General features: G+C 70.8%; 10 protein-coding genes and 1 riboswitch. Of the genes, 5 read left to right on the top strand and 5 right to left on the bottom strand.

Translation table 11 applies throughout. The features are described from left to right. Window positions 1–50: 50 nt before the first annotated feature. From ACFV0T_RS23435 to ACFV0T_RS23420, 4 genes are all read right to left on the bottom strand, one after another. Window positions 51–1,058 carry an ABC transporter permease gene (locus tag ACFV0T_RS23435; RefSeq protein WP_385782320.1) on the bottom strand — a complete coding sequence of 336 codons (1,008 nt, stop codon included), beginning with the start codon at window positions 1,056–1,058 and terminating at the stop codon, window positions 51–53. Between the two features lie 325 nt (window positions 1,059–1,383). Further along, a complete protein-coding gene (locus tag ACFV0T_RS23430; protein WP_385782317.1) occupies window positions 1,384–2,184 on the bottom strand; it encodes an enhanced serine sensitivity protein SseB C-terminal domain-containing protein in 801 nt (266 codons plus the stop codon). A 134-nt stretch (window positions 2,185–2,318) separates the two neighbouring features. Continuing rightward, window positions 2,319–3,122, bottom strand: coding sequence for an enhanced serine sensitivity protein SseB (locus ACFV0T_RS23425; protein ID WP_385782314.1), 804 nt, complete (start codon window positions 3,120–3,122; stop codon window positions 2,319–2,321). Between the two features lie 574 nt (window positions 3,123–3,696). Further along, window positions 3,697–4,368: an AAA family ATPase gene (locus ACFV0T_RS23420; RefSeq protein WP_385782311.1), complete on the bottom strand. Its 672-nt coding sequence runs from the start codon at window positions 4,366–4,368 to the stop codon at window positions 3,697–3,699. A 171-nt stretch (window positions 4,369–4,539) separates the two neighbouring features. Next, window positions 4,540–4,642: riboswitch (glycine riboswitch) on the top strand. A 180-nt stretch (window positions 4,643–4,822) separates the two neighbouring features. Between ACFV0T_RS23420 and gcvT the strand changes: the two genes are divergently transcribed. The 4 genes from gcvT to ACFV0T_RS23400 all read left to right on the top strand — a co-directional run bounded on the left by gcvT (window position 4,823) and on the right by ACFV0T_RS23400 (window position 9,161). Continuing rightward, window positions 4,823–5,941: a glycine cleavage system aminomethyltransferase GcvT gene (gene gcvT / locus ACFV0T_RS23415; RefSeq protein ID WP_385782308.1), complete on the top strand. Its 1,119-nt coding sequence runs from the start codon at window positions 4,823–4,825 to the stop codon at window positions 5,939–5,941. A 109-nt stretch (window positions 5,942–6,050) separates the two neighbouring features. Next, the gene (gene gcvH, locus ACFV0T_RS23410; RefSeq protein WP_385782305.1) at window positions 6,051–6,428 is read left to right on the top strand and encodes a glycine cleavage system protein GcvH; all 378 of its coding nucleotides are present in this window, start codon (window positions 6,051–6,053) and stop codon (window positions 6,426–6,428) included. 14 nt (window positions 6,429–6,442) lie between these two features. Next, window positions 6,443–7,708, top strand: coding sequence for a serine hydroxymethyltransferase (gene glyA, locus ACFV0T_RS23405; RefSeq protein ID WP_385782302.1), 1,266 nt, complete (start codon window positions 6,443–6,445; stop codon window positions 7,706–7,708). Window positions 7,709–7,793: 85 nt separating this feature from the next. Beyond that, a complete protein-coding gene (locus ACFV0T_RS23400; RefSeq protein ID WP_385782299.1) occupies window positions 7,794–9,161 on the top strand; it encodes an L-serine ammonia-lyase in 1,368 nt (455 codons plus the stop codon). A gap of 106 nt (window positions 9,162–9,267) precedes the next feature. Here ACFV0T_RS23400 and ACFV0T_RS23395 read toward each other — a convergent pair whose 3' ends face one another. Next, window positions 9,268–11,370 carry an acyltransferase family protein gene (locus ACFV0T_RS23395; RefSeq protein ID WP_385782296.1) on the bottom strand — a complete coding sequence of 701 codons (2,103 nt, stop codon included), beginning with the start codon at window positions 11,368–11,370 and terminating at the stop codon, window positions 9,268–9,270. A gap of 268 nt (window positions 11,371–11,638) precedes the next feature. Between ACFV0T_RS23395 and ACFV0T_RS23390 the strand changes: the two genes are divergently transcribed. Continuing rightward, window positions 11,639–12,196, top strand: coding sequence for a glycoside hydrolase family 25 protein (locus ACFV0T_RS23390; protein ID WP_385782293.1), 558 nt, complete (start codon window positions 11,639–11,641; stop codon window positions 12,194–12,196). The last annotated feature ends 52 nt before the right edge of the window (window positions 12,197–12,248 follow it).

Here is a 12,248-nt window from a genome sequence, read left to right as displayed (position 1 = left end):
TGATGAGAGACCCCGTGTACAAGCACGGGACGCTTGGGGTACGGCGCGGGTCAGCGGGAGCCCTTGGGGTCCAGCGCGTCACGCACGCCGTCGCCGAAGAGGTTGAAGGCAAGAACGGTGATGAAGATCGCCACGCCGGGAACGACCATGTACATGGGGTCCGAGTCGTAGTAATCGATCGCGTTCGAGAGCATCTGGCCCCAGGAGGCCGTGGGCGGCTTGACGCCCACGCCCAGGAAGCTGAGCGCCGCCTCGGTGAGGATGTTGGTGGGGATCATCATCGTCGTGTACACGATGATGGGCGCGACCAGGTTCGGCAGCAGTTCCTTGAACAGGATGTAGAACTGGCCGGCGCCCAGCGACCGGGCGGCCTCGACGTACTCGCGCTCACGCAGCGAGAGCGTCTGACCGCGCACCACGCGTCCGATGTAGGGCCAACCGAAGAAGCCGATGACCAGGATCATCACGAAGACACGCACGCCGGTGCCGTGCAGGCCCAGCATGTCGTTCGGCATGACGGAGACCAGCGCGATGATGAACAGGAGCTGGGGGAAGGCCAGCAGGCCGTCCATGACCCGGCTGATGAGGGAGTCGACCCAGCCGCCGAAGAATCCGGCGAGGATGCCCAGGAAGGTACCGAGGATCACGGCCACGACGGCGGACAGGAAGCCCACCAGCAGCGAGATCTGGGCGCCGTAGAGGATGCGGGCGAAGATGTCGCGGCCGTTGACCGGCTCGACGCCCAGCAGGTGGTCGCCGCTCATGCCGCCGAGGGACCCCGTGGGGGTGCCGAACAGCGGGTCGATCAGGTTCTCGTGATAGGCGTCGGGGTCCTGCCCGACCAGGCTGCTGATCACGGGTGCGAGCAGGGCTATCACGATGAGGGCCAGCACCACGATGCCGCCCGTCAGAGCCAGCTTGTCCCGCTTGAGGCGCTCCCAGGCGATCCGGCCGAGGGAACGGCCCTGTACGGCCTTCGCGCCGGCGCTGACAACCGCCGCTTCTTCGGCCGGGCTCGGGGCCGCATCCGCGGTCGGCTCGTGCAATGGTGCCGTCATCTGGCAGGGACCCCTCTCAACCGGCGGTAGCCGGCCCACACTTGCCGCGGTAGCGGCGTGATCAGTCCGTCGTACTCATATGCAGGGGATAAACCCCCTGCTTCCGGAGTCTTCAACGCTTTGGCGATCTGGAGCCAGACTTGACGGGGAATGGATGCGTAAACGTGATGCTGTCCGGAGGGTTTCGTTATCCGGACAGCGGGTATCGGAGGTCGGACGCTGATGTTCTATGACATTTCGGACATAGCGTGCTTTTCTGCACGGTTCTACGCGCGAAGACGAGCTTCGGTCGCGCGATCGATCGGCAGGGGGACTTGACTCCCCGTCAGTACCTGCCGGTGGCGGGCGGGTAGCCGTATCCGGCCGCCGGAGCCTGGAGCGGGGCCGCCGCGTGGGCCTCGCGGTCGTAGAACGGGCGGGCGTTGGCCCGCATCCACATCACGACCGGGTCGTGCTCGTCGGACATCGCCACCGTCGACACCGGCAGCCCGTCCGGCACCGCGCCGATGGACTGCTGCATCATCCCGCGCACGGAGTCGACGGCGGGCGGCGAGGTGTCGTAGACGTCGAGGCCGATGGCGAGGTACGGCGCCCCGAGCGTGGGCTGCACCCAGGCGCGGCGCAGCGTGCGGACGGCCGGGGTGCGGTGGGCGTTCTGCGCGAGCAGGGCGTAGAACTGGGGGATCTCGATCCCGGGCTCGGACAGCCGCAGCGGGCCGGCCGGCTGACGCTCCAGGCCCGTGGCGATCCGGCGCAGGTCGAGCCAGGGGATGCCGAGCCCGCCGCCGGGAGCGTGCGGATTCAGCCAGAGGCCGAAGTGGTCGGGGTAGAGGGTGCGGGCCACGTCGAGGCCGTCCACCACCTCGTACGAACGGTTCCAGCCGCTGGCCGAGAGCTCCTGGGCGGAGGTCACACAGGGGGCGTAGCCGAAGCCTTCGACCTCCATGTTCCCGTACTGGGCGTCGGGGGAACCGGCCTGGCCGTGCCACAGCAGCATCCAGACCTGGCCGGAGGACGGGGTCGCGAGCGCACGCAGGAGCGCCTCGTAGGCGTCGTAACGCCCGGGCGTGACCTGGCGCAGCGTGTGCTCGACCTGCCCGGTCGCGGCAGTGCCGCTCGCGCTCACCCTTTACCGCCCCTTCGAGAAACGTCGCCGTGGATATGAAACCACCTTAGGCGTCTCAGCCGACAACAGCCGCCCAGGAGTTCGGGGGTTGTTCCGCGTCGGCGAAGACGGATGGCTCGTGGTCGGGCACGCGGTCAGTGACCGCGCTGGTAGAACGGGCGGACCCGCTCCCGCATCCAGTCCGTCACCGGGTCCTCCACCACGTCCAGGAGGACGAGGTTCACCGGCCACCGCACGGCGACCCTGGCGAGGGCCCGGCCCAGCGCGTCCATCGGCAGGACGCGCAGGTCGCCCTCCCAGTGGGCCAGTTCGACGCCGACGAACAGGACGGGGTCCCCGGTCTCGATGGCGGCCAGGCAGCGGCGGGCGGTGAGCACGACGCCGGTGTCGGCGAACTCGGCCGAGGCCGCGGCGAGGAAGTCCACCGGGTCGTCCTGCCAGTCCGGCTCGAACAGCCGCACCCGGCCGCCGCTCGCGAAGCCGTCCAGCGGGGTACGCCCGCTGCGGCACAGCTCCGCCACCGCGGTCGGCGGCAGCGGGATGCCCACCACGCCGTCCGGGTTCACGGCGATGCCGACCTGCGGCGGCAGACCGCGGGCGAAGTCCACGGCAGGCGCGACGGTGTACGGCATGTGCGAGCCGACGACCTGCCGGAACTGTTCCTCGGAGCTGAAGACCGGCACGTACACCTGGCCTTCGATCTCCAGCGTGGGCAGGTCGAGCGGGCCGCTGTGCGGGCCTCCGCCGTTGGGCAGCGGCACCCAGACGAAGCTGCGGCCGAGCACCTCGACGATCCGTCCGCCGGCCGTCGGGACGCCGAGGGAGGCGGAAAGCACCTCCTCCAGCTCGTTGCCGGGCCATCCGCCGTGCGGATGGGGGTGCGTCTGTGCGGGGAAGCCCGCGGAAAAGTCCGCGGGAAGATCCGCCGGGAAGTCCATCTCTCTACCGCCTGCTGGGAACCTGCTGTGGCTCAAAAGGCTAACGGGTGCGGGCCTCCGTGCAATCGTCCCGCAGACCGATCCGCGACGGCCCCGCGAGCCGCTCCGTCGCGCCGTGCCCGCGGACCGCGCCGCCTGGCCGTCGCCGTGGCCGGCCTTTGGCCCATCGGTCCGCCGATCCGACCGCCCCTTGGCCCACCGATCCGCCGAGTTGAGCACCCCTCGGCCCACCCACCCACCGATCCGACCGCCCCTCGGCCCACCAATGCGTCGAGTTGAGCACCCCTCGGCCCACCCACCCACCGATCCGACCGCCCCTCGGCCCACCAATGCGTCGAGTTGAGCACCCCTCGGCCCACCCGCCCGCCGACCGGACCGTCCCTCGGCTCCTCCGCCCGTCGCCCCGACCGTGCCCCCTGCCCGTCCGTCCGTCGACCAGGCCCCCTCCACACATGGGCCTCTTCCCGGCACCCCGGCACGTCCGTCCGACCGCCCCCTCCGGCGCATCCACCCGTCGGCCCGGTGGGCCGGCCCCCTCGCCCGCCCACCCCGTCGCCCTTCCCTCCCTCCGCGCTCAGGCCGCGAAGTCGATCCGGCCCAGTACGTCCGCCGCGTCCCGGTCCAGGAGCAGCGCCGAGCCGCAGCCCGGGGGCAGGTCGCCCTTCTCGACGGCGCGCAGCAGACGGGCGGCGGCGCGGCGGTGGCGCAGGAAGGCGTAGCGCGAGACGCCGCGGCCCCGGTCGCGCTGGCCCTCCAGAGCCGTGCTCGGGGTGACGTCGAGCAGCAGCAGGTGCAGGGTGCCGCCCCGGCGGCGGGCTTCGCGGGCCAGCCAGTCGCGCACCCAGGCCTGGGTGCCGCAGTCGTGCACGACGACGCCCCGGCCGGTGCGCACGGCGCGGCGCAGTCCGGCGTAGTGGGCGAGGCGGACGAGCGGGCGGTAGCAGGCGTACGGCAGGAAGCGGGGCGCGCGGGCGTCCCAGCGGTCGCGGGTGTCCTGGGAGTCGACGCGGATGCCCCGCGCCGCGCGCCGCATCAGCGTGGACTTGCCGCTGCCGGGCAGGCCGGTGATCACGACCAGGTCGCGGGGACCGAAGACCAGGCCGTGCGGGCTGTGCCCGGAGCGCTCGCGCAAGTCGCGGACGACCGGCGCGGGCAGTGGCGCGCGCGCCTCGGCGACCGGGGCCGCGGGCTGCTTGGGCAGTGCGGCGGCCGTACTGGCGTACGCCGTGATCCTGTTCACCGTCATCGTCCTCCCCTGGGGTCAGGTAAGTCCTTTCCCCGCCAAGCGTAAAGAGAAGGTAATGCGTGATGTCCGGCGTTTTCGTGCGCGTACCGCCACAAGCCGGTTACAGATGCGGCCCTGCCCTCGGCGGACGAGGCGTGCAATGATGTCCGCGCCAACTGCATACCGGCCGCTTGAATCCGCGCGGGAGAGTCCCCAGCAGCAGTGCTGCGCCGGGGCGCCGAAGGAGCAAGTCCCTCCCTTGAATCTCTCAGGCCCCAGTTACCGCGCGGGCGAGGCACATCTGAAAAGCGGGCCGCTGCGACAGTGGCTCCACCCAAGGTGCAAGTCGTGACCACGCGTGGTCACGACGAACCTCTCAGGTTCCGATGACAGATGGGGAGGAACGACCTCGCCCTCCCCCATGCTCGGTTCTGCCGCGCAGGGGACCCCCATCGCCCTGGGAGACGACCGTCCGATGAGCAGTACCCCACTCCGTCACACCGCGCTGGATGCCGTACACCGCTCGCTCGGCGCGACGATGACCGACTTCGCCGGCTGGGACATGCCCCTGCGCTACGGCTCCGAGCGGGACGAGCACAACGCGGTGCGGACCAGGGCCGGTCTGTTCGACCTGTCGCACATGGGCGAGATCACGGTCACCGGACCGCAGGCCGCGGACCTGCTGAACCACGCCCTGGTCGGCAACATCGGCTCCGTCGGCGTCGGCCGCGCGCGCTACACCATGATCTGCCAGGCGGACGGCGGCATCCTCGACGACCTGATCGTCTACCGGCTCGGTGAGACGGAGTACATGGTCGTCGCCAACGCCTCCAACGCGCAGACCGTGCTCGACGCGCTCGTGGAGCGGTCCGCCGGCTTCGACGCCGAGGTCCGCGACGACCGCGACGCCTACGCCCTGATCGCCGTCCAGGGCCCCGAGTCCCCCGGCATCCTGAAGTCCCTCACCGACGCCGACCTCGACGGCCTGAAGTACTACGCGGGCCTGCCCGGCACCGTCGCGGGCGTCCCCGCCCTCATCGCGCGCACCGGCTACACCGGCGAGGACGGCTTCGAGCTGTTCGTGGCCCCGGCCGACGCGGAGCGGGTGTGGCAGGCGCTCACCGAGGCGGGCGCGCCCGTCGGACTGATCGCGTGCGGTCTGTCCTGCCGGGACACGCTGCGCCTGGAGGCGGGCATGCCGCTGTACGGGCACGAGCTGACCACCTCCCTGACGCCCTTCGACGCCGGGCTCGGACGGGTCGTGAAGTTCGAGAAGGAGGGCGACTTCGTGGGCCGCGAGGCGCTGACGGAGGCCGCTTCCCGGGCCGAGGCGAAGCCCCCGCGCGTCCTCGTCGGCCTGGTCGCCGAGGGCCGCCGTGTCCCGCGCGCCGGGTACGCCGTCGTGGCCGGCGGCGAGGTGATCGGCGAGGTCACCTCCGGCGCCCCCTCGCCCACGCTGGGCAAGCCGATCGCCATGGCGTACGTCGACGCGGCGCACGCGGCGCCTGGCACCCGGGGCGTCGGCGTGGACATTCGCGGAACCCACGAGGCGTACGAGGTCGTGGCGCTCCCGTTCTACAAGCGCCAGAAGTAGACACTGAGCGCGGTCCTTGCGTGACACCGCGCACATTTCCGCTGCTCATCAGCGGTTCCGACCCTCCCCCATCCATCAGCACTCCCCCGCGTACAGGAGAATTCAGGCCATGAGCAACCCCCAGCAGCTGCGCTACAGCAAGGAGCACGAGTGGCTGTCGGGCGCCGAGGACGGCGTCTCGACGGTCGGCATCACGGAGCACGCGGCCAACGCGCTCGGCGATGTCGTCTTCGTTCAGCTCCCGGAGGTCGGTGACACGGTGACCGCGGGCGAGACCTGCGGCGAGCTGGAGTCGACCAAGTCGGTCAGCGACCTGTACTCCCCCGTCGACGGGGAGATCACCGAGGTCAACGAGGACGTGGTGAACGACCCGTCGCTGGTGAACTCGGCCCCCTTCGAGGGCGGCTGGCTGTTCAAGGTGCGCGTGACGGACGAGCCGGCCGACCTGCTCTCCGCCGACGAGTACACCGCCTTTTCCGCCGGCTGAGGAGTCACCCACCCATGTCGCTTCTGAACACCCCCCTGCACGAGCTCGACCCGGACGTCGCCGCCGCCGTCGACGCCGAGCTGCACCGTCAGCAGTCCACCCTGGAGATGATCGCCTCCGAGAACTTCGCGCCGGTCGCGGTCATGGAGGCGCAGGGCTCGGTCCTGACCAACAAGTACGCCGAGGGCTACCCGGGCCGCCGCTACTACGGTGGCTGCGAGCACGTCGACGTCGCCGAGCAGATCGCCATCGACCGGGTCAAGGAGCTGTTCGGCGCCGAGTACGCCAACGTGCAGCCCCACTCGGGCGCCTCCGCCAACCAGGCCGCGCTGTTCGCGCTGGCCCAGCCCGGCGACACCATCCTCGGCCTGGACCTGGCGCACGGCGGCCACCTGACCCACGGGATGCGGCTGAACTTCTCCGGCAAGCAGTTCGACGTGGTCGCGTACCACGTGGACGACTCCGGCCTGGTCGACATGGCCGAGGTGGAGCGGCTCGCCAAGGAGCACCGCCCGAAGGTGATCATCGCGGGCTGGTCGGCGTATCCGCGCCAGCTGGACTTCGCGGAGTTCCGCCGGATCGCCGACGAGGTCGAGGCCTATCTGTGGGTCGACATGGCGCACTTCGCGGGTCTGGTCGCGGCCGGCCTCCACCCGAACCCGGTGGAGCACGCGGACGTGGTCACCTCCACGACCCACAAGACGCTGGGCGGTCCCCGCGGCGGCATCATCCTGGCGAAGAAGGACTTCGCGAAGAAGCTGAACTCCTCGGTGTTCCCGGGCTTCCAGGGCGGCCCCCTGGAGCACGTGATCGCGGCCAAGGCGGTCTCCTTCAAGATCGCCGCCGGCGAGGACTTCAAGGAGCGCCAGCGCCGTACGGTGGACGGCGCGCGGATCCTCGCCGAGCGCCTGACCGCGCCGGACGCCCGCGAGGCCGGGGTGAACGTCCTGTCGGGCGGCACGGACGTGCACCTGATCCTGGTCGACCTGCGCGAGTCCGAGCTGGACGGCCAGCAGGCCGAGGACCGCCTCCACGAGGTCGGCATCACGGTCAACCGCAACGCCGTCCCGAACGACCCGCGGCCCCCGATGGTGACGTCGGGCCTGCGGATCGGCACGCCGGCCCTGGCCACCCGAGGCTTCACGGCCGAGGACTTCGCCGAGGTCGCGGACGTGATCGCACAGGCGCTCAAGCCGTCGTACGACGTCGAGTCGCTGAAGTCCCGGGTGAAGGCCCTGGCCGACAAGCACCCGCTGTACCCCACGCTGGGCAGCAAGTAGTACCGCCGTACGGGGCACCGCGCGCACACTGAGAGGTGAGCACGGTGCCCCACCCCTTGTTCCACCCCCGTTCTGAGGAGTCACCGTGGCCATCTCGGTCTTCGACCTGTTCTCGATCGGCATCGGCCCGTCCAGCTCCCACACGGTCGGCCCGATGCGCGCGGCGCGCATGTTCGCCCACAGGCTGCGCAACGAAAGCCTGCTGGACTCCGTCGCGTCCGTGCGCACGGAGCTGTACGGCTCCCTCGGCGCCACCGGCCACGGCCACGGCACCCCCAAGGCGGTGCTCCTCGGCCTGGAGGGCGACTCGCCGCGCACGGTGGACGTGGAGCGGGCCGACGATCGGGTGGAGAAGATCAAGGAGGCGGGACGGCTCCGGCTGCTCGGCGAGCACGAGATCCCGTTCTCCTTCGACGACGACCTGATACTGCACCGCCGCGAGACGCTCCCCTACCACGCGAACGGCATGACGCTGTGGGCGTACGACGACGCGGGGAAGGAGCTGCTGTCGAAGACGTACTACTCCGTCGGCGGCGGCTTCGTCGTCGACGAGGACGCGGTGGGCGCGGACCGCATCAAGCTGGACGACACGGTCCTCAAGTACCCCTTCCGCACGGGCGACGAGCTGCTGCGCCTGACGAAGGAGACGGGCCTGTCGATCTCCGCGCTGATGCTGGAGAACGAGCGCGCCTGGCGCACGGAGGAGGAGATCCGCTCCGGCCTGCTCGACATCTGGCGGGTGATGCAGGCGTGCGTGTCGCGTGGCATGTCCCGTGAGGGCATTCTGCCGGGCGGCCTGCGGGTGCGCCGCCGCGCCGCGGTGACGGCCCGCCAGCTGCGGGCCGACGGCGACGCGTTGGCCCACTCCATGGAGTGGATCACGCTCTACGCGATGGCGGTGAACGAGGAGAACGCGGCCGGCGGCCGCGTGGTGACCGCCCCCACGAACGGCGCCGCGGGCATCATCCCGGCGGTCCTGCACTACTACGTCAACTTCATCCCCGGCGCGGACGAGGAGGGCGTGGTCCGTTTCCTCCTCGCGGCCGGAGCCATCGGGATGCTCTTCAAGGAGAACGCCTCCATCTCCGGCGCCGAGGTCGGCTGCCAGGGCGAGGTCGGCTCCGCCTGCTCCATGGCCGCCGGCGCGCTCGCCGAGGTGCTGGGCGGCAGTCCCGAGCAGGTGGAGAACGCCGCCGAGATCGGCATGGAGCACAACCTCGGCCTGACCTGCGACCCCGTCGGCGGGCTCGTCCAGATCCCGTGCATCGAACGCAACGGCATGGCGGCGGTCAAGGCCGTCACGGCCGCCCGCATGGCCATGCGCGGCGACGGCTCCCACAAGGTCTCCCTCGACAAGGTCATCAAGACCATGAAGGAGACCGGCGCCGACATGTCCGTCAAGTACAAGGAGACGGCCCGGGGCGGGCTGGCGGTCAACATCATCGAGTGCTGAGGTCGAGCACCGGGATCGGGCGCTGAGCGGATGCCCCCCGCTCGGCGGCTCGCCCGGCTCGGCGGCTCGCCCGGCTCGGCGGCTCGCCCGGCTCAGCGGCGCCGGCTCAGTGGCTCGGCCGCCCCCCGACGGCATCGGTCAGGCGGTCGTCGAGGACGGGGGCGAGGGCCGCTGCGTACCCCTCGGACAGGTGGCTGTCGTCGCGGTAGGCGAGGATGTTCCCGACCAGCACCGGGCAGGCGCCGGTGTGGGTGCACAGCCAGGGCCGCGGGTCGATCAGCGCGGCGCCGGCCGACTTCGCCGCGGCCGTGACCGCCGCTCGCCGGACCGGATCCTGGACCGCCTCGGGCAGGTGGTTCGCGCACCGGGTCAGCCGCATCGGGTACAGCGCCGCGCAGTCGACCGCGTCCGACTTCGGCCAGGGGGTGTCGAGCAGCACGGCGATCCGGGCCCCCGAAGCGCCGAGGGCGTCGAAGGTGGTGCGGAACCCGTCGGTCCACTGCCGGCCGGGATCGGTCGTCGGGCGGACCGGGTCACCCGCCTCCGAGGAGGAGACGACCACCAGCGCGGGGCGCAGGGCCTTGATCCGCGCGATCGCCTTGTCGCGCCAGACGTCGCAGGACGCGTACGGCTCGCCCTGGTGGACGATGGTCACCGCGGCCGTCTTGCAGGACGCCTTCGTCAGCGAGACCAGCTTCCAGTGGTGTGCGCGCGCGAGCCGGTCGAGCGCGGGGAACCACTGGGCGGCGTGGGAATCGCCGAAGAGCACGACCACGTCGTGCGAGGCGGGGTCGCCGTAGACGCACGACGGTGTGCGTGTGCCGCCGTAGCTCGCGTGACAGCCGTCCCGGTAGATCGGGGACCGGACCGCCTTGATCTCGGTCAGGGCCGGTGCGAGATTGCTCGGCAGGCTCGTGCCGGACGTCTCCAGGAGCTGTTCCACGCGCTGTGCCGGGTCCGCCGCGCTCGCGAGTTCGTGCCGTACGTCCGGCGCCGCCCGGCCGGAGTCGATCGGCGGCGGCACGAGGGACGCCGTCAGGGCGATCACCGCGGTGCCCGCCGACAGGGCGGCCCCGAGCGCGAGCGCGCGGTTCGGCCGGCCACGGAACACGGTGTGGAAGCGTACGGGGTTCTCCACCAGGTGCAGGGTCGCCCAGGCCAGTGGCAGAGCGAGCAGGGCGAACGCCAGCGCCAGCCGGACCCCGCCGGTCCTGCCCACCGCCATGGGCCCGATGACGAGCAACGGCCAGTGCCACAGATACCAGCTGTACGACAGCCCGCCGAGCCAGACCGCCGGCCGCCGGGCGAGCAGCAACCCGGCGTCGTACGGCGCGGGTGAGCAGCCGCCGGCCAGCACGAGCGCGGCCCCGAGGACCGGCAGGAGGGCGTGGTATCCGGGGAAGGGGGTGTCGTTGTCGTAGCGGACGGCGGCCAGCAGGACACAGGCCAGGCCGGTCCAGGTCATCGGCGCGGCGATCCAGGCGGGCAGCCGGTCGAGCCGCTCGGCGGACAGGGCGAGCAGCGCGCCGACGCCGAGTTCCCAGAACCGGGTGTGCGAGCCGAAGTACCCCCAGGACGCCGAGCCTTCGGTCACCGTGACGCTCAGCCAGAACGAACCCGCGCAGAGCGCGGCGAGCGGCACCGCGAGCACGGCGCGGCGGCGCAGCAGCCGCCAGCTGACCAGCAGCAGCAGTGGCCAGAGCAGATAGAACTGCTCCTCCACGGCCAGCGACCAGAAGTGCTGGAACGGGGACGGCGGACTGCCCTCGGCGAGGTAGTCGGTGCCGTTGGCGGCCAGCCGGAGGTTCACCGCGTAGAGGGCGCTGCTCACCGCGTCGCCCACGTACTCCTCGAAGCGGACCTTCGACAGGAACAGCCAGGAACCGATCAAGGTGGTGACGACGACGCAAGTCGATGCCGGAAGCAGCCGCAGTGCCCGGCGGGCGTAGAACTTCCTGATCGATATGGCGTGCGTCGTGGACAATTCGCGAAGCAGCAGCGAAGTGATGAGAAAGCCCGAGATGACGAAAAAGACATCGACGCCGACATAACCACCGCTGAACTGCCGCACGCCGGCGTGGGCGACGACGACGAGGGACACCGCCAGGGCGCGAAGTCCCTGGATGTCGAGGCGTACAGGGTGCCGCACGGCGGGTGCCGCAGTGTCTGCGGGCCGGACGGCGGGGACGTCGTGGAGGGGCGTCTGCACTGTGTTTCCTTGCGTGGGTCGTGCGGAATCGACGCTGTGACAGACAGCCGTCTCGGGCGGACGGTTGTCTTCCGCGGTGTTCTCTCACTGCATTCGAGTCGTCCGGTGTACATCAAGCCCGACGCACCGATATTCCGGAAAACTCAGAGCGAATGCCGAGTGAACAGAGAAAAGGGATTCGCCCACGTCGACGAATCACCCGTGCCAGGGTGGGCATACACCCACTCCGACTCCTGTCCCCCCACCGACAGTCAAAGGAGCCCCTCATATGCTGCGCGGCATAGACGTGAGCGCGTATCAGCCCTCCGCGTACGACACGGACGGTCTCTCCTTCGTCTTCATCAAGGCGTCGGAGGGCCGTTCGTACGTCAACCCCAGACTCACCGCCCAGACGAAGCACGGCCGCGACGCCGGTCTGGTCGTCGGCTACTACCACTTCCTGTGGCCCGGCAACATCACCGCGCAGGCGGAGTACTTCGTGAGCAAGGCCCCCGAGAAGGCGGGCGAGATCCTCGCCGTCGACTGGGAGACGACCGGCGAGGGCACGCACGCGAGCAACGCGGACAAGGACCGGTTCATCCGGAAGGTGAAGGAACTGCGGCCCCGCAACCGGGTCGTCCTGTACACGAACCGGAACTTCTGGCTCAACATCGACACGACCTCGTACGCGGGCGACGGCCTCTGGATCGCGGACTACGTCACCGCCGGCAAGCCGCGCATCAAGGCGACGTGGCGCTTCCACCAGTACACCGACGAACCGCTGGACAAGGACGTGGCGAACTTCGCGAGCAAGGCCGCCCTGCGGGAGTGGGCGACCGTGGACTGAGCGCCGGCAGGTGGCCCGCACGGCCGCCCGAACGGCCGCCCGACGGCCCGGG

The organism is Streptomyces sp. NPDC059582 (assembly GCF_042735715.1).
In the GTDB taxonomy this organism is placed as follows: Bacteria; Actinomycetota; Actinomycetes; order Streptomycetales; family Streptomycetaceae; genus Streptomyces.
This window is presented reverse-complemented; position numbering and strand designations above follow the sequence as displayed.

What these genes read in the sequence shown, in the direction of transcription:
- ACFV0T_RS23435 (WP_385782320.1), bottom strand. Translation starts at nt 1,058, where the DNA reads ATGACGGCACCATTGCACGAGCCGACCGCGGATGCGGCCCCGAGCCCG.
- ACFV0T_RS23425 (WP_385782314.1), bottom strand. Translation starts at nt 3,122, where the DNA reads ATGGACTTCCCGGCGGATCTTCCCGCGGACTTTTCCGCGGGCTTCCCC.
- ACFV0T_RS23420 (WP_385782311.1), bottom strand. Translation starts at nt 4,368, where the DNA reads ATGACGGTGAACAGGATCACGGCGTACGCCAGTACGGCCGCCGCACTG.
- gcvT (WP_385782308.1), top strand. Translation starts at nt 4,823, where the DNA reads ATGAGCAGTACCCCACTCCGTCACACCGCGCTGGATGCCGTACACCGC.
- gcvH (WP_385782305.1), top strand. Translation starts at nt 6,051, where the DNA reads ATGAGCAACCCCCAGCAGCTGCGCTACAGCAAGGAGCACGAGTGGCTG.
- glyA (WP_385782302.1), top strand. Translation starts at nt 6,443, where the DNA reads ATGTCGCTTCTGAACACCCCCCTGCACGAGCTCGACCCGGACGTCGCC.
- ACFV0T_RS23390 (WP_385782293.1), top strand. Translation starts at nt 11,639, where the DNA reads ATGCTGCGCGGCATAGACGTGAGCGCGTATCAGCCCTCCGCGTACGAC.